Here is a 20191-nt window from a genome sequence, read left to right on the forward strand (position 1 = left end):
CCGCCACTCTGGCGGGGCCTTTTTATTGGCTGACGGCCATCAATAGCCCTTGTCGAAGTCGATCTTGCCGTCCAGCGGCTGGCCGTCGATGAAGCGGATGTAGTTGCGTACAAAGATCTGGGCCACGTCCTCGGGGAAGCTGTAGGCGCTGTTGTGCGGTGTGACGATGAGGTTGGGCTGGCCCCAGAGCGGGCTGTCGGCGGGCAGCGGCTCCTGCGCGAACACGTCCAGCACCGCCATCCCCAGCTTGCCGGTGCGCAGTGCCGTGAGCAGATCCCCCTCGTGGATGGCGTTGCCGCGTCCCACGTTGAACAGGATGGCCCCCGGCTTGCAGTGCTCGAAACGGGCGGCAGTGAAGAGGTGATGGGTCTCGCGGGTGGCGGGCAGCACGCTGACGATGACGTCGGCCTGCGCCAGCATCTTGTTGAGGGCGGGCAGCTGATATACCTGGTCGAAACCGGCCCGTTCACGGCCACTGCGGCTGACGCCGAGCACCTTCATGCCGAAGTGCTTGCCGGTGTGGGCGATGTGCTGGCCTATGCTGCCGGTGCCCAGGATCAGCAAGGTGCGTCCCTTGAGGCCGTGATAGGGGTGGCTCTGCCACAGCCGCTGCTTCTGCTGTTCCCGGTAGAGGGGGATCTGGCGCATCAGGCTGAGCAGATGACCGAATACGTACTCGCTCATCAGCGGGCCGAAGATGCCGCGCACATTGGTGAGCTGGTAGTCACGGCGGCAGCTGGCATCCAGCAGCACGTCGACCCCGGCGTAGGTGGATTGCAGCCAGCTGAGTTTGCCGGCCTTGGCCAGCAGCGGTTTGGCGCGTGCCGGTTCGGCCATCAGGATGTGGGCCTCGCCGATCACTTTCTCGGCATCGCTCTGGTTGTCGGCTCTCAGAATGCGCAGATGAGGGAGGTGGGCCGCCTTGAGCAGGCGCTCGTAGTGAGCATTGTCCTGGCTGAGCAAAAGAAGGGTACGTTGACTCATACTCTTGTTCCTTATCAGATTTGCGGCGCGGGAGAGAGGCCGCTCTGCCTTCATCTTACCCGAGTTGACCGGCCAACATAGCCGACCAGGCCGCTTTTTCGTTTTCGCGCGGCCCCTCGTGGGCTACAATCTGCCCCACATTTTGCAAAGGATCCGACTCCAGTGTTTGGTGACAAGTTTTATAAGCGACTGGCCGAGCTACAGCCTTGGCAACAGACGGTCTACACCCTGGCGCTGGCAGAGCGCATGTACCCCAACTATGCGCTGTTTTCCCAGGCCTCCGGTTTCGGGGATGCGAAGGCATTTCGTCACGCCCTGGATCAGATGTGGAACTACCTGACGGTGAAAGGATCCCGGGTCAATCTGGGGGCGATTCTGGAAGCGTTCGAAGTCTATATTCCGGAACCCAGCAAGTTCGAATCCTATGGTGCCTATCCGGCGCTTGATGCCTGTGTCGCCTTGGGCTGCGCCTACAACTCGGTGATCTGCCGGGTAGGGGAAGAGGCCAACGACGCCAGCCATGCGTCGGTCGGTACGGTCGCCGGTTTCATCGAGATGCTGGAAGAGCGCGACCTCACCGACGAGGAGCTCTACGAGCACGAATACATGGAGGCAGAGCTAGAGTTCCAGGTCGAGCTGCTCAAGCGGGTGGCCCACGAGCGTGACAGCGATCGCATCCTGGCCGTGCGTGCCTTCGCCGCCCAGGACGGTGTCTCCAATATCGGCATCAGCCTGGAAGAGTGATCCCGCTCGCTTCGACCCATAAAAAAAGCTCCCGTTCGGGAGCTTTTTTTATGCCCGCTCTTCGGTGAGGGGCCGGACGCTCAGCACCGGGGCCGCGTCTATCTCGTCGGCATTCATCATGGTGGAGATGCGCTGCAAAGAGGAGAGCAGCAGGGTCTGCTCCCAGGTCTCAAGTGCTTGAAAACGCTGAATGAAGCGCTCCTGCAGCGGGGTCGGCGCCTGGGCCAGCAGGGCTCGGCCTGCGTCAGTCAGTGTCGCATGCACCTTGCGCTTGTCGGTTTCACTGCGGATGCGTTGCACCAGCTGGCGGCTCTCGAGGCGGTCCATGATGGTGGTGGCGGTGGCCTGGCTCATGTTGGTGTGATCCGCCAGCTGACGCATGGAGATCTGGCCCAGCTCGTCGATCCCCTTGAGCAGCAAGAGCTGGGGCGAGGTCAGGCCTGCCTCCTTGATCAAGCGCTTGGAGTGCATGTCGATGGCACGAATGATCTGGCGCAGGGCGACCAGCACTTCATCATGTTTTTCCATGGGGTATGAAATCGTCGAGGGGTGATTGGGAGGCGCAAAATTCTCCGCCTAATTCGTCACAAGGTCAATATGGTTTTTACTGTAATCTTTTCTGCTCTAATTATTTTGTGTTAGGGTAATGCGCTTTCCCCCTATTTTCCCCTGCTGTTTCGAGGAGCAAGATGATGAGTGACGAACTGGACATCAAAGCGCTGGTGGCCGACCTCCGAGTGGTCAGAGTCCGCTATGAACTGCCTGATACCTCGGCTTTCGTGCGTTACCAGCCCGCCTATGACGAAGACCCCAACAACCTCAAGGTGCATCACTACGACGGTGAGTTGCCGCTCTCCTGCAGTGAGACAGGTTCTTTCAACCTAAAGGAGTTGGTGAACGAATTGCGCTATGCCTATGTGCTGGTGCACCTCTTCCCGGACGAGAGCGCCATGAACTTCTACCTGACCGGCCTCGATACCGGGCTGGCCCAGCTGGAGTTCATCGGCGGCTCCTACGACTTCAACCGGCTCTGGATCACCAGCGGCATCTCCAACCTGGGCGTGCCCATGGCCATCTTCCTCGGCAAGCGCCACGCGGTGAACGGTCAGCCCTCCGTCAGCCTGGTGGATCATCGGGTGCAGACGGCCGGCAAGCTGGTCTACCGCGCCATCGGCGGCGCCGGTGATCACGTGGGTGAAGACTTTTTCAACAACGACTAAGGAGGCCAGATGAGAGCAAACAAAGGGCTGTTCAAAGGCCTCAACCCGACCATGGCCATGACGGCGCTCACCGTCATCACCCTGTTCCTGCTGTTCGGGATGTTCGTCCCCGAAACCGCCGCCACCTGGTTCGTGGGGGCCAAGGACAAGATCATCGCCGGGTTCAAGTGGTACTACATCCTGGTGGTCGCCCTGTTCCTGTTCTTCGCCATCTATCTGATGTTCAGCCGCTTCGGCAGCATCCGGCTGGGTGACGACGACCAGGTACCGGAATTCGGCTACTTCGCCTGGTTCGCCATGTTGTTCAGCGCCGGCATGGGAATAGGGCTGGTGTTCTGGAGCATCGCCGAGCCCATGTACCACCTGCAGGGCAACCCCTTCGTCACCGAAGGGATGACCCCGGAGGCGGCCCAGATCGCCATGCGTCTCACCTTCTTCCACTGGGGCCTGCACCCCTGGGCCATCTACGTGATCGTCGGCCTGTCGCTCGCCTTCTTCAGCTACCGGCGCAAGCTGCCGCTGGCCATCCGCTCCGTGCTCTATCCGCTGCTCGGCGATCGCATCTACGGCTTCTGGGGTCACGCCGCCGACGTGCTGGCGGTGTTTGGTACCGTGTTCGGGGTGGCGACCTCCCTTGGCCTGGGGGTCTCCCAGATGAATACCGGCCTCAACCAGATGTTCGGCATGGAGGTCTCGCAGGCGAACCAGCTCTGGCTCATCGGCGGCATCAGCCTGATCGCCACCCTGTCGGCGGTCTCCGGCGTCGGACGCGGGGTGAAGATCCTCTCCGAGCTCAATATCTGGTTGAGCGTGTTCGTGCTGGGCCTCTTCCTGGTGCTGGGGCCGACCACCTACATCCTCAACGCCTATGTGCAGAACATAGGTGACTACCTGCAGAACATCGTCAAGCTGAGCTTCTGGACCAATACCGAGGCCAACGGCACCTCGGCCTGGCAGTCGAGCTGGACCGCGTTTTACTGGGGCTGGTGGATAGCGTGGGCGCCCTTTGTCGGCATGTTCATCGCCCGCATCTCCAAGGGGCGCACCATCCGCGAGTTCGTGCTCGGTGTCTTGCTGGTGCCCTCCCTGCTCGGCATGTTCTGGCTCACCGTGTTCGGCGGTACTGCCATGAATCTGGAGCTGTTCGGCAGTGGTGGCGTGGTGGCCGCGGTCAATCAGGATGTCACCCTGGCGCTCTACAAGACGGTGGAGCTGCTGCACTGGGAGACCTTCGGCTGGATCGCCAAGGGGGTGCTGACCCTGCTCATCTGCACCTACTTCATCACCTCCAGCGACTCGGGCACCCTGGTCATTACGACCCTGCTCTCCATCGGTGATCAGGATCCCCCCGTACTGCACCGCGCCGTTTGGGGGCTGGGTCAGGGGCTGGTGGCCGCCATTCTGCTGGTCTCCGGCGGACTGGCCGCCCTGCAGGCCGCCAGCATCATAGCCGCGCTGCCCTTCTCGGTGATCATGCTGGCCATGTGCTACTCCCTGATGCTGGGCCTCAAGCAGGAGAGTCAGCACCAGTTCGAGTATCGCCAGAAGCTCAAGCGTCACGACGGCTCAACCCACATGAGCCTGATGGACAGGATAGGGCCGGCCTGACGACAGGCCGAACCATGAAAACGAAAAGGGGAACCTCACGGTTCCCCTTTTTATTGCTGTGTTGGTGACGGTTTACAGCATCTGCTTGAGGCGATAGAGCAGGTCAAGCGCCTGGCGCGGGGTCAGCTCGTCCGGGCGCACCGCTTCCAGTTCATCAACTACAGGGTGGCTCTGTGGCGGCAGGGCGACCGGGGCCGGGCGCACTTCGCCGGCGGCCACCGGGGTGGCGCTCTCCAGCTCGTGCAGCTTGTGACGGGCCTGCTGGATCACCGATTTCGGCACCCCCGCCAGCGCCGCTACCTGCAGGCCGTAGGAGCGGCTGGCCGCCCCCTCCTGCACCGCGTGCATGAAGGCGATGGTGTCACCGTGCTCCACCGCATCCAGATGGACGTTGGCCAGCCCGCTCATCAGCTCCGGCAAGCGGGTCAGCTCGAAGTAGTGGGTGGCAAACAGGGTGTAGGCGCCAATCTTGCTCGCCAGCTGTTCTGCGCAGGCCCACGCCAGCGAGAGGCCGTCGTAGGTGCTGGTGCCGCGGCCGATCTCGTCCATCAGTACCAGGCTGCGGGCGGTGGCGTTGTTGAGGATGTTGGCGGTCTCGGTCATCTCCACCATAAAGGTGGATCTTCCCGATGCCAGGTCATCCGACGCCCCGATGCGGGTGAAGATGCGGTCGATGGGGCCGATGCGGGCGCTGTCGGCCGGCACGAAGGCGCCGATATGGGCCAGCAGCACGATGAGCGCAGTCTGGCGCATGTAGGTCGATTTACCGCCCATGTTGGGGCCGGTGATGATCAGCATCCGCCGCTCCCGCTCAAGCCGGATGGGGTTGGCGATAAAGGGGTCGGTCATCACCTGCTCCACCACCGGATGGCGGCCCGCCTCGATCAGGATCTGATCCTCGTCGATCAAGGTGGGGCAGCGGTAGTCCAGGGTCTCGGCCCGCTCGGCCAGGTTGGCCAGCACGTCCAGCTCCGCCAGCGCGGCAGCGGACTCCTGCAGATCGCCGAGGTGCGGCAGCAGGGCATCGAGCAGCTCCTCGTAGAGGCGTTTCTCCAGCGCCAGCGCCTGAGCCTGGGCGGTGAGTACCTTGTCCTCGTACTTCTTGAGCTCATCGATGATGTAGCGCTCGTTGTTTTTCAGCGTCTGGCGGCGGATGTAGTGGGCCGGCACCAGATGGCTGTTGGCTCGGCTCACCTCGATATAGAAGCCGTGCACCTTGTTGTAACCCACCTTGAGGGTGTTGATGCCGGTCAGCAGCCGTTCGCGCTCCTCGATACGGGCCAGGCTGGCGGTGGCGCCGTTGGCCAAGTCCCGCAGCTCGTCCAGATCGGTGTTGAACCCTTCTCGGATGACGCCGCCGTCGCGAATGAGCACCGGCGGCACCTCCATCACGGCGCGCTCCAGCAGCTCGAACAGCTCGGGGAAGGTACTGGCCCGCTCGCGCAGCTGTTGCACCGCCTCGTGCTCGCTGCCCGCAAGCAAGCGCTGCAGTTCCGGCAGTTGGGCAAAGGCCTGGCGCAAACGGGTGAGGTCGCGCGGACGGGCCGAGCGCAGGGCCAGGCGCGCCAGCACCCGCTCCACGTCGCCGACCTGACGCAACAAGCCACCCAGCTCGTCGTAAAGGTTCTGCTCGATGAGCTCCTTGATGGTGCTCTGACGGCCTTTGAGGATCACCCGGTCGCGGATCGGCTGGTGGATCCAGCGTTTGAGCAGCCGGCTCCCCATGGGGGTGGCGGTGCAGTCCAGCACGGCGGAGAGCGTGTTGTCGTGGCCGCCGGCCAGGTTCTGGGTCAGCTCCAGGTTGCGGCGGGTGGCGGCATCCATGATGACCGCATGATCGGGCTGCTCGAGGCGCACGTTGCGAATGTGGGGCAGGGCGGTGCGCTGGGTGTCTTTCACGTACTGCATCAGGCAGCCGGCGGCGCACAGGGCGGTCTCGCTCTGCTCGACTCCAAAGCCCACCAGATCCTGGGTGCCGAACTGCTGGCACAAGAGCTTGCGGGCGGTACCCAGCTCGAATTCCCACTCCGGGCGGCGGCGCAGACCGCGGCGACCTTCAACGTGATGCAGGAAGGCGAAGGATTCGGGGTAGAGCAGCTCGGCCGGGTTGGTGCGCTGCAGCTCGGCCAGCAGCGTCTCTTCTTTCTCGAACTGGTTGATGAAGAAGCGGCCGGAGCCTATGTCCATGGTGCCATAGCCGAAGCGGCGTCCATCGTGGTAGACGGCTGCGATCAGGTTGTCCTGCCGCTCGCTGAGCAGCGCCTCGTCGGAGACGGTGCCCGGGGTGATGATGCGAATGACCTTGCGCTCCACCGGTCCCTTGCTGGTGGCGGGATCCCCCACCTGTTCACAGATGGCGGCCGATTCGCCGAGTTGCACCAGCTTGGCGAGATACCCTTCGATGGCATGATAGGGCACGCCGGCCATCGGAATGGGGCTGCCGGCCGACTGGCCACGCTTGGTCAGGGAGATGTCGAGCAGTTGGGAGGCCTTGCGAGCATCGTCGTAGAACAGTTCGTAGAAGTCGCCCATCCGGTAGAACAGCAGGATCTCCGGGTTCTCGGCCTTGAGGGTCAGATACTGCTGCATCATTGGTGTGTGATTGTGGAGATTCTCTATTGCTGACATGTAGTTATCTCTCTTTACATGCTTATATTACAATGGCTTATGGTGTTTTTGTGGTCTCTTGTTTGCTCTGAGAGTCTCACTCGATCTCACCCAATCGCAGGCGAAAATGTAGGTTGAAGTGTAGGTTTTGATTTTATAGCCTACAGTGACATTAAACCCTATGCATGCGGCCAAGCTAGGAGAGCGTATGCATCAGCCATAGGAGGTCGGTTATGCCAGCGGACAAGGGTAACAAAGCACTGTCCTTTAGAGCAATTGAAGTCATGAAGCCATCGGATAGTGATAAGGCTGATAATGGGGTCAACAGAGGGCTTCGTGTTACTTGTGGGAAAACAGGTAAAAAGACATTTTTCTATCGTTATACGAGTCCAGTAACAAATAAGTTAATCCAGATCTCACTTGGAGTATTTCCAGCCGTATCCTTAGAGCAGGCCCGTATAAAACTACGGGAACTCAAGCTCATCAGGCAGCAAGGCCGATGTCCGGCGACCGAAGCGAGAGCTGCCGCACTTGAGCTTAAACAGCAAATCAAGAATGAAAGTGAGCTAGGGAAGTTTACGCTTCAAGCGATGATCGAGCTTTATCTACAGAACCTTATAGAAGATCAACGTTTACCTAATGGTACGATAAAGAGTGGAGCAAGGAAAAAGAAAGGTCAGGCTGAGGTTAGGCGCACTCTTTACTGTGATGCAGTTCCAATGCTTGGTGATCGATTAGCTCGTGATGTAAGTCGACAAGATATGATTGACCTTATTATGTCAATTATAAAACGGGGTGCTAATGTTCAGGCGGGCAATGTGTTGCGGGAGGTGTTGGCTGCATATGATTACTCAATAGGGATCGGTAAATTTGATGATAAGTTTATCAACCCGGCACTCCAAGCTAAGGTTAGTTTGGCTAGAACCAAGGTCAAATTAACCTCTAAGAAAGGCAGCCGATTTTTTAGTAATGATGAATTGAAAATATTTTTGAATTGGCTACCAACATCAAAGTTCACTGATGTGCAGAAAAATATACTTAGAATGACATTGTGGACTGGATGTCGCACGGGGGAAATATGTGAAGCTGCTTGGCGTGACATAGATCTTGACGAAGGTGTATTTCACATTCGGGAGTCTAAGACGGAGGTCGTAAGAGAAGTTCAACTTCCACGGCAATGCATAACTTTTCTTAAAGAAAATAAAATTGGCAATGACATGTATTTATTTCCATCTCAGCGAACAGGTAAGCCTATAAAACAAAAGCAGTTGACTGAAACTACTTGGGTTATGAGGTGTGAGAATGTAATGATAGATCTTCCACATTGGACGCCACATGATCTCCGGCGTACTGTTAGAACGGGTCTTTCTCGTTTGCAATGTCCAGCTGAGGTTGCAGAATCTATTCTCGGTCATACGAAGAAAGCGTTAGCTGGTACATATGATCTTCATCAGTACACTGAGCAAAGTCGAGAGTGGCTGCAACGTTGGGCTGATCACTTAGATACATTATTACGTGAGACAAAACCAATAGCTGCGTCATATCAAGATACTGGTCTGTCGGTATAGATAATAAGAGCAGGTTATTCCATTCGGTCTTTGACGCTGATTCTGATGAAACGTGACAATCTATTTCTGACCAACGCGAATACTCCTCCTTTCGGTTCACGTTGGTTGGAATGATGGTTCAACTTCGTTGTAACACGACGTACACCCGAGGTGGTTCATCGAGAATCGGTTTGATGTTGTGCAGCACGATTTGCAGTTTGCTTGTAGCTTGTAGAACTGATCGCTCTACGTCCCTGATACCAGTGCAGAGTTGGTCTACGGTTAACAATGTGACCTGTTCCGCATCTGGACGCTGGGTCGTCACGTGCGGCCAGTTACAAAGTTGAACGTTGAACGTTGAACGTTGAACGTTGAAAAGTTGAACGTTGAACTTATTGATTAATATGAATTTATTTCATTTTTGTGCGACGTAATTCATGTCCCCCTCTATAACGCGCGTTAATCTCACTCGCATCAATTCAAAAAAAAATCAACAACGTTGATTCTTAATCGCGTCCGTCCACCGGCCACATTCTGTGCTCACCGAATCATATCGCGCGCTGTAGATGTGCTGTGCTGTTCAGAAAATTGCGCTCGTTATTGCCTCTTTAGTACTTGATTCGTCGTTATTCGAGTCGACATAGAGGGGGAGAGCGCATCATGCTTTCGCTGTTTTCGAAATCTGTAAATGGACTCTGGCTATTACAAAGGAGTCATTTATGAAACACGAAACATGTTTGCTGAATTTGGCTGAAGTTATCGAATGTTGCACAATTTCTCGCGCAACCATTTATCGCTTGATGGCGCAGGGAAATTTTCCGAGATCAGTTAAGCCGAAAGGATGTCGTCGAGTTGCGTGGCGATCCTCTGATATACAAGCATGGATGAATGCTCTGCAATACACCAACACAATATAACCCCTCGTTCATGTTAATAATCAGCATGACAATTTATCTGTGCTTCTTTCTCTATGCGTCATTAACAAACAATATCAACTACATCACAATCATATCAACAGTGAACTGCTACAGTTCTACAAGTTGTTAGTTGCTGATGAAGAGGCTTCCACTTCAATCGAAAATTTATAGGTTTTAAAAATGAAAAAGTTCCTCAGTGCTAAGGCATGTCCACCATTAGCTATCAAGTCACTTCTTCCAAAATTTGAGACGGAAGAGGAATGCTACAAGGAAAAACAATTCAGAGTAAATACACTCTCTCGTTCAGAGTTGATAAAGGCTCGACGGCTTGCAGAAAAACTTTCAGACTGTGATGACGAGGACCCGTGTTTTAGTTTTTCCTGTCCTGTATGTGTTCGAAAATTTAGAATAAAAAAAATAAGTCAGTTAGCATTACTATGTGAAGACTATCAAGCTTGGAAGTTTGTCACCATTATATATTATGATAGGATGACTCGGACTCTGGGGGAACTGAGTCCCCGACGTTTGATAGACAGGCTTCGTAAACAGTTAGATCGTTCAGGAATATCCGATGTCTTGATCGGTTTTTTTGAAGTAGACTATCATCCTGAATACCAGCGTTGGATGCCACATTTTCATCTATTAGTCCGGTGTGATAGTACAAGAAATATAACATGGCGGAAGCTGCGAGATTGTTTCAACAAGTGTGGTAAAAATAATGATGTAAATATTGAAGTTCGTAGGCCTACTTTGGTCAAGAGACTGAAGAGCCCATTGGGACTGATTTCATATATTTGCAAACTAAAATGGATGAGAGTTGAGTCTTATTATGTCGAGGAGGAAAGAATGACTCGGAAATTAAGGCTGAAAAAAGTTAATCTTGTTCATTCATTACTGAAATTGGATTCATTAAAATTATCAGACATTGAGTTTATGTATGGTATCCGGCAACACGGAGCAACTCTGAGGTAGTCTGTCCTTGGTAAAAAATGACACTTTGCTATTCCATGCTATTAGATGCTCCGTACAGTGCTATAGAGCCATCATTTAGCTATATTAGATTGCCAACACTACTCATCAGACGGAAGAAGGTGTGGAGCGTTCTCGCCGATGAGAGGAACAGCTCGGGTTTTCAGAGCTAATGAAACTAAGTGTAAGTACATCTCCATAGTGGTGTCGGGCCGTAGGAGAGTATTCACGCCGACCAAAAACCGATTCTCCGTGGGTAAACCGAGGTGAGCAATGGCCAGAATGGTCTGGTAAAGCGATTTCTATGAACCGAAACATTCAATGATGTTTCAGCAAGGTGTCCGATACGGAAGAACCTAAACTTGTGCGCTATGAGTAAGGCATACCATCGCGCAATGGCTAAGAAGGGGCTCATTGAGCCCCTTTCTCGTACTTGTCAGGGGAACCTAAAGGTACGGAGAATGTCCTTAGACCTCAGTTCCTGGGCTTCACACCACCCTTGCGGCCTAGACCGAAACCAACCCGATAGAGGTCGGGCATGTCAATACGTCCGTCCTTTTTGGTTTCCAGCAAACCAAGGCGTTGCAAATCTTCACGCACACCATCCCAGCCACGATCGATGTGCTGCGCAGGAAGACGGTTAGAGCTGATATCCTGTACCCCAGTGGGAAACTTCTCTTCCCATTTTTCTTTCACGGCATCGAATTCAATAGGGACGTTCATACCGCTCAAGGTAGAAAGAACATCGGGTACCCACGGATAATCTTCAGCCATCTCTTGAACACGAATTTCTGAGGCCTTCTGGATCCCGCGCTTGATACTTTCAAAATGCAAGGCGTAATCATGTTGCTGGTAGCGCTCATTAGAGTCTTCAGCTGACTGCCGGATTGCTGCAAGGAAAGATCTCGGCGACGTCTGTCCTCGCCCGTCGGCCAAATGTCCCACTGACCACGTGTATGGAACACCCCGACGCTTGTCACGCCCCATCCATGGCCCGGCTAGCGTAGCAAAGGCCATCTTCTGCGTCTCTGACTCCGGCTTCATCTGTGGTGCAACAAACCACACATTACCTTGTGCATGGCTCGGACAGATCGTTCGCATAAGTTTCCCATGATCACCTGGCGAATTAATAAGTCGTTGCCAAAGTAAACCATGGAGGTCATGTCTTGCCCACGTTAATTCAGCTTTGGTCGCTGTTAGCTTAGATGCATCGGGGAAGTTGAAGACCGTACGTTCTGCCTGATCTTCACGCAGAAACACTTTGGCATATAAGCCAGGGAAAGCCTTCAACCACAAAACTGTACGTAATAATCCCCTTACGATGTCATCCATTCGCCGCCAGTCTGCGCTCGTGCGATCCAGTGCGTCAAACAGGATTAGCCCCTTCCAATTCCGCTCGATCTTCATCAGACGTGATGCAGCCTCAGGGGTTGATTTGAGCCATGCTACGGTATCAGACCAGCTGTCAATGGGAATTGGTTCGCCTGCTTGCTTTGCAACCCAGCGCAGAATCACCGCCCGCCACAAATCATAGGGGTCACCATCCCGTTCAAGAAAAGCTGCAAACACGTCAGCATTTGGGTAACTGTCTATGGCTTCTGTATTGCTAAAGCCAGTAAACACCTCAATATCCTGTAGTTCGACCGAAATCGCCCCTAGTTGATCACGGAGCGGTTTAGATTGTAGGGCGGCTGTCCAGAATGATTTCCCTACTCCTCGACCACCCACAACTATATGTGCATTTAATCTTAATGCTTTGAGATGTGATGGTGGCAAATACAACGTTCCCTGTTGTGGAGTTTCACCGAAGTTGCTGGTCTCCAGCGGCGCAGCCAAGATTGCTTCGCGTAGTTGTTGGACTTTCGTCATGATGGTCTCCTCAAATCGCTAACATCACTGAGTCCATCGATCAACTGGCCAAAAACAGACTGCACCTCGTTAACTCCGATGGTAGCAAGCCGTCCCTGCAGGGATCTCAGACCAGCAAAACTACGGTGCCAGTTTACTGCCCACGGATAATGGGGGGCGCCATCATCAGCCTCGTCAAAGCTCCATCCCTCCACCAGTTCATCGACACGCCACATTCCATCGCCGTCAGATGCTGGCCCAATAGCCTCGGGGCTTGCTGGTGCTATTTCATCGTAAAGCGTATCTGCGAAAATTCCGTATGCACTTTCGCGTAAGCCCTCAAGATAGGTAACGGGATCCAACTCGGGCACGATTGCACCAACGACCTTCAGACGCTCGCGAATTTTCTCTGCTACGTGGGCAAGTTGCCATTGTTCGAACAACATCCGATAGCCATTCCAAGTCTGCTCACCTTCCAATGCAAACAACAAGATTAGAGTGGCTCCCATATCAGTGATGCAAGCGGAAGCAATTTCATCGATCCCAGAACGCGAGTCGATGAGGACCACATCGGGTTGGATACGTGCCTCTAGCGCTTCAAGCAGGCGTATAAGTCGGGCTGACCATATTTCGCGCGTCCCATTTGCATGTATTCTGGGCATCCAGACTCGGCCGAGCTTGGCAATATATTCACCATGAGTAGCACCATGTGCTGGCACAACATGAATTTCACCATCATGGGAAAGATTACTAGTTGCGACCATGCTATCGAAAATGGCATCGCCGTTGTCCACTAGATCTTCAACCAGCCAATCGGTTATGCCATACATTGGCTGGCGCTCGGACGGCAGCAGTGCGGAAGACAAGCCCGGAGATTCCAGATCAAGGTCTAGCACCAGTACCCGCTTCCCCTCTTGAGCTAGGTGCCACGCAGTGGCTGCCAATGCAGTTGAGCGCCCTACACCACCTTTGATTGAGAAAAAGACGATGCGAGGAATGCCCTCTGTTTCTGGTGCTATGTGGGCCCAATTGGCTTCAGTTGCCAGCCGATCCACTACCCATACATTGTGAAACCCACTTAGGATGAAATGAGATGCACCCTGACATGCCAGTTCCCTACTCGTCTCATATAGAATGCCCGAACCGGTGGCATGAGCATGGGATGCAAGACTTTCGCGAAGTGCTTGATAGACAGTTTCGAGATTAACTCGCTGTGTTTCGTTCTCTCTGGTCTGCTCTGGAGCAATAAAACGAACTCGACCGTTGAGGTCACGGTTGATAACCAGCCACTCAAGTTGCCCAATCTTGTCACTGTGAGTAGCTAGAACCTCAATTGTAATAGGTAAAATCTGATCAAAAGTAGTCATATATGTCCTTGCTGCTCAGCGTATTTAATTAAGTTGCAGACAAGTTGCGCCCCAGCCTGATGTCTTGTTGCTCTAGCCATATCAAAATCGGACTGATTAGCGTAGCGATCTGAGACATGCCAGTCGCTGAAGGGATCATTAGCAGGCAGCGTATAACCAATGCGCCCGTTGCTGTAGCTTTGAAAACGAGTCCAGATACCATTTGCATGTACCCGATCCTTTGAATCGCCTGGTTGGTTTCTGGCCGTGTCATAAGGCATTCCAAACACCAACATCAACCCCTTCAATCCGCACTCTGCTGCGATGCCATACAAATGATCTGCATTGGCCCAGCGTTGAGCCTGCATCAAGCTTTCGGCATCAACCCAGTGACGTGTATGTGCATCCAGAAAATCTGCTTGCAATTGTTCTTTCCTTACTCGCTGATGTCGTTCTTGGCCCCTCGGGGGGAGAAACAGTAATACCGCGCTGTTTGCAGTAATCCCGAATCAAAACCTTAACCATATTCGAAATGGATCTATGCTCCCGCTTCAGCGCGAAGAGCTTCCTTCAGTCCTGGGTTCATACGAAATGTGAGAGTGGCAGTTTTTACAGTAGCCATAGTCTCTCCAGAAACTGCTGCGAATGGACAGCATTCTACAGGCTAGTAATGCCTTTACAATTATCAGTCTGGCCAATATGGCCCCATTTTTTGTTCTTGATTTTATTGGTTAGTAGTACCGCAGCGAGCTGTCTCTAGAGGAATTTAGACGGGACCTCAGGCGTATGGCGTTTCTCTGGGAGAGGTGGGTAAGAAGGGATAGATGCTTAAAGTGTAGGTTAAAGTGTGTGTTTTGTGTTTGTTTTTTAAAAAAGCTTTATTTTTCAATAAAAACACACCCATGCATCATGGGCGTGTGGGCGCTGAGGTTGGCGCCTGGCGTGGCGCCGGTGGCTTGGTGTTGTGCGGTCATGTGCTATTCCAGAAGGGGCCTCTGCGGGCCTGTGTCTGCGGTGATGAGCCTTGAGCTTGATGGCGCCATTCTACACATAAGCGGCGTGGCGGGGGAGGTCGGGGATCACGACCCTCCGTGTAGGCAGAGGCATCAGCCTGGTGAGCGGCGTTCAGTTGCGGCAGGCGGCGGCGGGATCGCATAATGTGCCTCTTGCACGCATCAGAGGGAGTCGCGATGAAACTGGACGCAGAGATAGAGCACCTCGCCATCGAGCTGGGGCGGGCCCTTGGCCAGCGAGGCTGGCTGGTGGCCACCGCCGAATCCTGTACCGGCGGCGGAGTGGCCACGGCTATCACCGACATCGCGGGCAGCTCAGGCTGGTTCGATCGTGGCTTTGTCACCTACACCAACGAGGCCAAGCAGCAGATGCTGGGGGTGAGCGACGAGAGCCTGGAGCAGCACGGCGCGGTGAGCGAGGCGGTGGTGCTGGAGATGGCCCGCGGCGCGTTGGCCCACTCGTCGGCTTCCATCAGTGTCGCCATCAGCGGCATCGCCGGCCCCGGCGGCGCCACCGAGGGCAAACCGGTCGGCACCGTCTGGTTTGCCTGGGCCGACTGCAACGGCCGCCACCACTCCCTGCTGGCCCGTTTCGACGGGGATCGCCGGCAGGTGCGTCAGCAGGCGGTGAGACAGGCCTTGTCGGGTCTGTTGGCCCTGCTCAGATAAATTGGGCTTGATACTGTATGAATAGACAGTATACTTAGCCCAACTTCATTTTTACTCACGATTTCCAGCGGAGATTGGCATGGATCAGAACAAACAGAAGGCACTGGCGGCTGCGCTGGGTCAGATTGAAAAGCAGTTCGGCAAAGGTTCCATCATGCGTCTGGGCGACAGCAAGACCATGGATATCGAAGCCATCTCCACCGGCTCCCTCTCTCTGGACGTTGCGCTGGGGATCGGTGGTCTGCCGTGCGGTCGTATCGTCGAGATCTATGGCCCGGAATCTTCCGGTAAAACCACCCTCACCCTGCAGGTGATCGCCGAAGCCCAGAAGAAGGGCAAGACCTGTGCCTTCGTCGATGCGGAGCACGCGCTGGATCCCATCTATGCCGCCAAGCTGGGTGTCAACGTCGACGACCTGCTCATCTCCCAGCCGGACACCGGTGAACAGGCGCTGGAGATCTGCGACATGCTGGTGCGCTCCAATGCAGTTGACGTCATCATCGTCGACTCCGTGGCGGCCCTGACCCCGAAAGCGGAAATCGAAGGCGAAATGGGTGACTCCCACGTCGGCCTGCAGGCTCGTCTGATGTCCCAGGCGCTGCGCAAGCTGACCGCCAACATCAAGAACGCCAACTGCCTGTGCATCTTCATCAACCAGATCCGGATGAAAATTGGCGTCATGTTCGGCAGCCCGGAGACCACTACCGGTGGTAACGCGCTCAAGTTCTACGCCTCTGTGCGTCTGGATATCCGTCGTACCGGCGCCATCAAGGAAGGTGACGAAGTGGTCGGTAACGAGACCCGCGTCAAGGTAGTGAAGAACAAGGTGGCTCCGCCCTTCAAGCAGGCCGAATTCCAGATCTTCTACGGTGCTGGTATCTCCAAAGAGGGCGAGCTGGTGGATCTCGGCGTCAAGCACAAGCTGATCGACAAGGCCGGTGCCTGGTACAGCTACAACGGCGAGAAGATCGGTCAGGGCAAGGCCAACGTGATGAAGCTCTTCTCCGAAAACAAGGCGCTGGCTGGCGAAGTGGAAGCCAAACTGCGCGAGCTGCTGCTCTCCGGCGCCGCGCCGGTGGAGGAGAAGCCCTCCGCTGCCGAGTACGACGAGTTTGAAGCCGAAAACGAACAAGAGTTCGAATAAGAACAAAAGGAAGGCCGGGTTGATACCCGGCCTTGTCATTTATGGTCGATGAATCCGTTACCGAACCGGTTGAGCCCGCCGAACCGAGTTTTGCAGAGCAGCTGGCGGCCGCCCGTGCCTACGCCATGCGCAGTCTGGCCCGTCGCGAGAGTGCCGAGTCGGAGCTGGCCAGACGCCTGCGCCAACAGGGCTATCAGGAAGAGGTGATCGAGGCGGTGCTCGACTACTGCCGTGGTTACAACTGGGTCAATGACGAGCGCTATGGAGCCATGGCGGTGCGGGCGGGCGCCGCCAAGGGGCATGGCCCGCTCAAGATCCGTTTCGACCTGCGCCGCAAGGGGCTGGACGATGGCCAGATCGATGCCGCTTTCGAGCAACCCGAGCTGGACTGGTTCGAACTCGCCCTCGAGCTGCTGGAACGACGGGCCAACCTAGCCGACCTGACCGACTTCAAGCTGCGAATGAAGTGGCTCAAGTATCTGCTGGGACGTGGCTTTAGCCAGGATCAGGCCCGTTACGCCATCTCTGCCCTGCAGGAGAGGGAGGAGTAGAACGGCGATGTTTGTGCTGGGATCTTGAGATGATTCGAGAGACGAGAGCCCCATCGCCGTACACTCGCTCTCTTCATTTCCGGTTTGCCGGCGCCTGGTCGCCGGTTTCCACCTGCCGACCAGGCCATTATGACGCCTGTGCAAGATTTTTCCTGCCTGTTCATAGGCTTGTCAGCTCAGATTGATGAAAGCCGGGTTCTCCCTGTCTTGACCCTCTTTTCATGCCGCTTTTTCTCCTGTTGATGGTGAAAAAAGCCGCGGTTGGCTGCGGGGCGCTTTTCCGGCCCGTTTATGTGCGCTTTTTCACCCGTGGCGGCCCTGTCCGTTTTACTTTACCCCGCAGAAAACTTACATTAATGCGGTTAAAAGTCCGTATTCGAATCAAGCAGGATTTTCCATGTATATGTCCACGTCTGAGATACGCGCTGCGTTTCTCGAGTATTTCCGTTCCCAGGGGCACCAGGTTGTCTCCTCCAGCTCGCTGGTACCGCATAACGACCCGACCCTGTTGTTTACCAACGCGGGTATGAACCAGTTCAAGGACGTGTTCCTTGGCGCAGACAAGCGTGCCTACAACCGCGCGACGACCTCCCAGCGTTGCGTGCGTGCCGGTGGTAAGCACAACGATCTGGAAAACGTCGGCTATACCGCTCGTCACCACACCTTCTTCGAAATGCTGGGCAACTTCAGCTTCGGCGACTACTTCAAGCAGGATGCCATCAAGTTTGCATGGGGCTTCCTGACCGAGGTGCTGCAACTGCCGAAAGAGCGCCTGCTGGTGACCGTCTACGCGACTGACGATGAAGCCTTCGACATCTGGGAAAAAGAGGTCGGTGTACCGGCCGATCGCATCGTGCGCATCGGTGACAACAAGGGTGCCCCGTACGCCTCCGACAACTTCTGGGCCATGGGCGATACCGGTCCGTGCGGTCCCTGCACCGAGATCTTCTACGATCACGGCGATCACATCTGGGGCGGCCGTCCTGGCTCACCGGAAGAGGATGGCGACCGTTTCATCGAGATCTGGAACGTGGTGTTCATGCAGTTCAACCGTCAGGCTGACGGCACCATGGAGCCGCTGCCGCGCCCGTCTGTGGATACCGGCATGGGTCTGGAGCGAATCTCCGCCATCATGCAGGGGGTTCACTCCAACTATGAAATCGACATCTTCCAGGCGCTGATCAAGAAAGCGGCCGAGATTGTCGGTACCGCCGATCTGAGCAACCAGTCCCTGCGCGTCATCGCGGACCACATCCGCTCCTGCGCCTTCCTGGTGGCTGACGGCGTGATGCCTTCCAACGAAGGTCGTGGTTACGTGCTGCGCCGCATCATCCGCCGCGCCGTGCGTCACGGTCGCAAGCTGGGTGCTACCGACGTCTTCTTCTACAAGCTGGCCGCCGAACTGGCAGCCCAGATGAAGGATGTCGCTGCCGAGCTGATCGCCCAGCTGCCGCTGGTCGAGCGCGTGCTGCGCATCGAAGAGGAGCAGTTCGTCCGCACCCTGGATCGCGGTCTGCTGCTGCTGGAAGACGCTCTGGCCAACCTGGGCGATGCCAAGGTCATTCCGGGCGAAGTGGTATTCAAGCTGTATGACACCTATGGCTTCCCGGCCGACCTGACTGCCGACGTGGTGCGCGAGCGCGAGATCGGCATCGATGAAGAGGGCTTCAAGGCCGAGATGGAGAAGCAGCGTGCTCGTGCCAAGGAAGCATCCAGCTTCGGCGTGAACTACAACGAGATGCTCAAGCTCGACTTCGAGACCCCCTTCACCGGTTACAAGACCCTGACCGAGCGCACCCGTGTGGTCGGCATCTACAAGGGCGTGGACGAGGTAAGCGGTCTCATCGCCGGTGACGAAGCTGTCATCGTGCTGGAGCAGACCCCCTTCTACGCCGAATCCGGCGGCCAGATCGGCGACAGCGGCACCCTGAAAGTGGATGACGGCATCTTTGCCGTGACCGATACCGTTAAAGCGGGCAAGGCGATCATCCACAAGGGCTACATGGAGCTGGGCACCTTGGAGAAAGGGGCCGAGGTCGAGGCTGTGGTCGATGGCGAGCGTCGTCAGGCCATAGCCCTGAACCACTCGGTGACTCACCTTCTGCACGCGGCCCTGCGTCAGGCGCTGGGTGAGCACGTGACCCAGAAAGGCTCTCTGGTGGGTGCCGAGCGCATGCGCTTTGACTTCTCCCACTTCGAGGGGATGACCATGGCGACCATTCGCCGGGTCGAGGAGCTGGTCAACAACCAGATCCGCGCCAACCACGAAATCATCACCCAGCTGATGGGCCTGGAAGAGGCCAAGTCGGCCGGCGCCATGGCGCTGTTCGGTGAAAAATACGAAGACGACGTGCGCGTGGTGCGCATGGGCGACTACTCCACCGAGCTGTGCGGCGGTACCCACGCCAAGCGCACCGGTGACATCGGCTTCTTCAAGATCATCGCCGAGAGCGGCATCGCCGCCGGCGTGCGCCGCATCGAAGCGGTGACCGGCAAGGCCGCCATCGACTTCATGCATCAGGTCGGTGAGCAGATCGAAGAGGCTGCCGCGCTGGTGAAGGGCGATCAGTTCAGCATCGCTGACAAGGTTCGCCAGGTGCTGGACAAGGCCAAGATGATGGAACGCGAGCTGGAGCAGCTCAAGGCCAAGCTGGCCGCCCAGGCCGGTAACGACCTGCTGGGTCAGGTCATCGAGATCAAGGGCCAGAAGGTGCTGGTTGCAGCGCTGGAAGGGGCCGATCCGAAATCCCTGCGCGGCATGCTGGACGAACTGAAGAACCAGATGAAGTCCGGTGTGGTGCTGCTGGCCACCACCGGCGAGGGCAAGGTCAACCTCATCGCGGGTGTCACCAACGACCTGACCGGCAAGGTCAAGGCCGGTGAGCTGGTCAATCTGGTGGCCCAGCAGGTGGGTGGCAAGGGCGGTGGTCGTCCCGACATGGCCCAGGCGGGTGGTACCCAGCCTGAGGCAGTGCCGGCGGCCCTGCAATCCGTACACTCCTGGCTGGAAGAGCGCCTGTAATC

The 20191-nt window shown here is 56.0% G+C and carries 15 protein-coding genes; 9 read left to right on the plus strand and 6 right to left on the minus strand.

Annotated elements, in window-relative coordinates; translation table 11 throughout:
* Positions 1 to 39: 39 nt before the first annotated feature.
* Entirely contained in the window at positions 40 to 984 is a 945-nt protein-coding gene (locus I6L38_RS22415; protein ID WP_095591479.1) for a D-2-hydroxyacid dehydrogenase, read from the minus strand.
* Positions 985 to 1146: 162 nt separating this feature from the next.
* On the opposite strand from I6L38_RS22415, the gene I6L38_RS22420 reads away from it, so the two are divergent.
* Complete coding sequence (locus tag I6L38_RS22420) at positions 1147 to 1728, plus strand: YjaG family protein (RefSeq protein WP_005305197.1); 582 nt, start codon at positions 1147 to 1149, stop codon at positions 1726 to 1728.
* 48 nt (positions 1729 to 1776) lie between these two features.
* Here I6L38_RS22420 and I6L38_RS22425 read toward each other — a convergent pair whose 3' ends face one another.
* On the minus strand, positions 1777 to 2256 hold the full coding sequence (locus tag I6L38_RS22425; protein ID WP_005305194.1) for a MarR family winged helix-turn-helix transcriptional regulator: 480 nt from the start codon (positions 2254 to 2256) through the stop codon (positions 1777 to 1779).
* A gap of 164 nt (positions 2257 to 2420) precedes the next feature.
* Between I6L38_RS22425 and I6L38_RS22430 the strand changes: the two genes are divergently transcribed.
* Together I6L38_RS22430 and I6L38_RS22435 are read left to right on the plus strand one after the other, a co-directional pair.
* Complete coding sequence (locus I6L38_RS22430) at positions 2421 to 2948, plus strand: hypothetical protein (protein WP_005305191.1); 528 nt, start codon at positions 2421 to 2423, stop codon at positions 2946 to 2948.
* Between the two features lie 9 nt (positions 2949 to 2957).
* Positions 2958 to 4556, plus strand: coding sequence for a BCCT family transporter (locus I6L38_RS22435; protein ID WP_010636079.1), 1599 nt, complete (start codon positions 2958 to 2960; stop codon positions 4554 to 4556).
* Positions 4557 to 4628: 72 nt separating this feature from the next.
* Here I6L38_RS22435 and mutS read toward each other — a convergent pair whose 3' ends face one another.
* A complete protein-coding gene (mutS, locus tag I6L38_RS22440; protein ID WP_216988976.1) occupies positions 4629 to 7184 on the minus strand; it encodes a DNA mismatch repair protein MutS in 2556 nt (851 codons plus the stop codon).
* A 212-nt stretch (positions 7185 to 7396) separates the two neighbouring features.
* On the opposite strand from mutS, the gene I6L38_RS22445 reads away from it, so the two are divergent.
* Together I6L38_RS22445 and I6L38_RS22450 are read left to right on the plus strand one after the other, a co-directional pair.
* Positions 7397 to 8731: a site-specific integrase gene (locus tag I6L38_RS22445; protein ID WP_216988977.1), complete on the plus strand. Its 1335-nt coding sequence runs from the start codon at positions 7397 to 7399 to the stop codon at positions 8729 to 8731.
* 698 nt (positions 8732 to 9429) lie between these two features.
* Positions 9430 to 9627 carry an AlpA family transcriptional regulator gene (locus I6L38_RS22450; RefSeq protein WP_216988978.1) on the plus strand — a complete coding sequence of 66 codons (198 nt, stop codon included), beginning with the start codon at positions 9430 to 9432 and terminating at the stop codon, positions 9625 to 9627.
* 1443 nt (positions 9628 to 11070) lie between these two features.
* Here the strand turns inward: I6L38_RS22450 and I6L38_RS22455 are convergent.
* The 3 genes from I6L38_RS22455 to I6L38_RS22465 are packed head-to-tail and all read right to left on the minus strand — an operon-like array spanning position 11071 to position 14215.
* A complete protein-coding gene (locus tag I6L38_RS22455) occupies positions 11071 to 12465 on the minus strand; it encodes a hypothetical protein (RefSeq protein ID WP_216988979.1) in 1395 nt (464 codons plus the stop codon).
* A complete protein-coding gene (locus I6L38_RS22460; protein WP_216988980.1) occupies positions 12462 to 13811 on the minus strand; it encodes a ParA family protein in 1350 nt (449 codons plus the stop codon). The genes I6L38_RS22455 and I6L38_RS22460 overlap by 4 nt, the downstream gene beginning before the upstream one ends.
* On the minus strand, positions 13808 to 14215 hold the full coding sequence (locus tag I6L38_RS22465) for a hypothetical protein (protein ID WP_216988981.1): 408 nt from the start codon (positions 14213 to 14215) through the stop codon (positions 13808 to 13810). Before I6L38_RS22465 ends, I6L38_RS22460 begins: the two co-directional genes overlap by 4 nt.
* A gap of 765 nt (positions 14216 to 14980) precedes the next feature.
* On the opposite strand from I6L38_RS22465, the gene pncC reads away from it, so the two are divergent.
* The 4 genes from pncC to alaS all read left to right on the plus strand — a co-directional run bounded on the left by pncC (position 14981) and on the right by alaS (position 20189).
* Positions 14981 to 15472, plus strand: a complete 492-nt coding sequence (pncC, locus tag I6L38_RS22470) for a nicotinamide-nucleotide amidase (RefSeq protein ID WP_005305181.1) — start codon at positions 14981 to 14983, stop codon at positions 15470 to 15472.
* 79 nt (positions 15473 to 15551) lie between these two features.
* The gene (gene recA, locus I6L38_RS22475; RefSeq protein WP_010636082.1) at positions 15552 to 16616 is read left to right on the plus strand and encodes a recombinase RecA; all 1065 of its coding nucleotides are present in this window, start codon (positions 15552 to 15554) and stop codon (positions 16614 to 16616) included.
* A 41-nt stretch (positions 16617 to 16657) separates the two neighbouring features.
* A complete protein-coding gene (locus I6L38_RS22480; protein ID WP_017765331.1) occupies positions 16658 to 17167 on the plus strand; it encodes a regulatory protein RecX in 510 nt (169 codons plus the stop codon).
* 397 nt (positions 17168 to 17564) lie between these two features.
* Positions 17565 to 20189 (plus strand): alanine--tRNA ligase, encoded by a 2625-nt coding sequence (alaS, locus tag I6L38_RS22485; protein ID WP_216988982.1) that lies wholly within the window; start codon positions 17565 to 17567, stop codon positions 20187 to 20189.
* Positions 20190 to 20191: the final 2 nt, after the last annotated feature.

Source organism: Aeromonas sp. FDAARGOS 1408, from assembly GCF_019048665.1.
GTDB lineage: Bacteria > Pseudomonadota > Gammaproteobacteria > Enterobacterales > Aeromonadaceae > Aeromonas > Aeromonas dhakensis.

What these genes read in the sequence shown, in the direction of transcription:
- I6L38_RS22415 (WP_095591479.1), bottom strand. Translation starts at nt 984, where the DNA reads ATGAGTCAACGTACCCTTCTTTTGCTCAGCCAGGACAATGCTCACTAC.
- I6L38_RS22425 (WP_005305194.1), bottom strand. Translation starts at nt 2,256, where the DNA reads ATGGAAAAACATGATGAAGTGCTGGTCGCCCTGCGCCAGATCATTCGT.
- I6L38_RS22430 (WP_005305191.1), top strand. Translation starts at nt 2,421, where the DNA reads ATGAGTGACGAACTGGACATCAAAGCGCTGGTGGCCGACCTCCGAGTG.
- I6L38_RS22435 (WP_010636079.1), top strand. Translation starts at nt 2,958, where the DNA reads ATGAGAGCAAACAAAGGGCTGTTCAAAGGCCTCAACCCGACCATGGCC.
- mutS (WP_216988976.1), bottom strand. Translation starts at nt 7,184, where the DNA reads ATGTCAGCAATAGAGAATCTCCACAATCACACACCAATGATGCAGCAG.
- I6L38_RS22445 (WP_216988977.1), top strand. Translation starts at nt 7,397, where the DNA reads ATGCCAGCGGACAAGGGTAACAAAGCACTGTCCTTTAGAGCAATTGAA.
- I6L38_RS22450 (WP_216988978.1), top strand. Translation starts at nt 9,430, where the DNA reads ATGAAACACGAAACATGTTTGCTGAATTTGGCTGAAGTTATCGAATGT.
- I6L38_RS22455 (WP_216988979.1), bottom strand. Translation starts at nt 12,465, where the DNA reads ATGACGAAAGTCCAACAACTACGCGAAGCAATCTTGGCTGCGCCGCTG.
- I6L38_RS22460 (WP_216988980.1), bottom strand. Translation starts at nt 13,811, where the DNA reads ATGACTACTTTTGATCAGATTTTACCTATTACAATTGAGGTTCTAGCT.
- pncC (WP_005305181.1), top strand. Translation starts at nt 14,981, where the DNA reads ATGAAACTGGACGCAGAGATAGAGCACCTCGCCATCGAGCTGGGGCGG.
- recA (WP_010636082.1), top strand. Translation starts at nt 15,552, where the DNA reads ATGGATCAGAACAAACAGAAGGCACTGGCGGCTGCGCTGGGTCAGATT.
- I6L38_RS22480 (WP_017765331.1), top strand. Translation starts at nt 16,658, where the DNA reads ATGGTCGATGAATCCGTTACCGAACCGGTTGAGCCCGCCGAACCGAGT.
- alaS (WP_216988982.1), top strand. Translation starts at nt 17,565, where the DNA reads ATGTATATGTCCACGTCTGAGATACGCGCTGCGTTTCTCGAGTATTTC.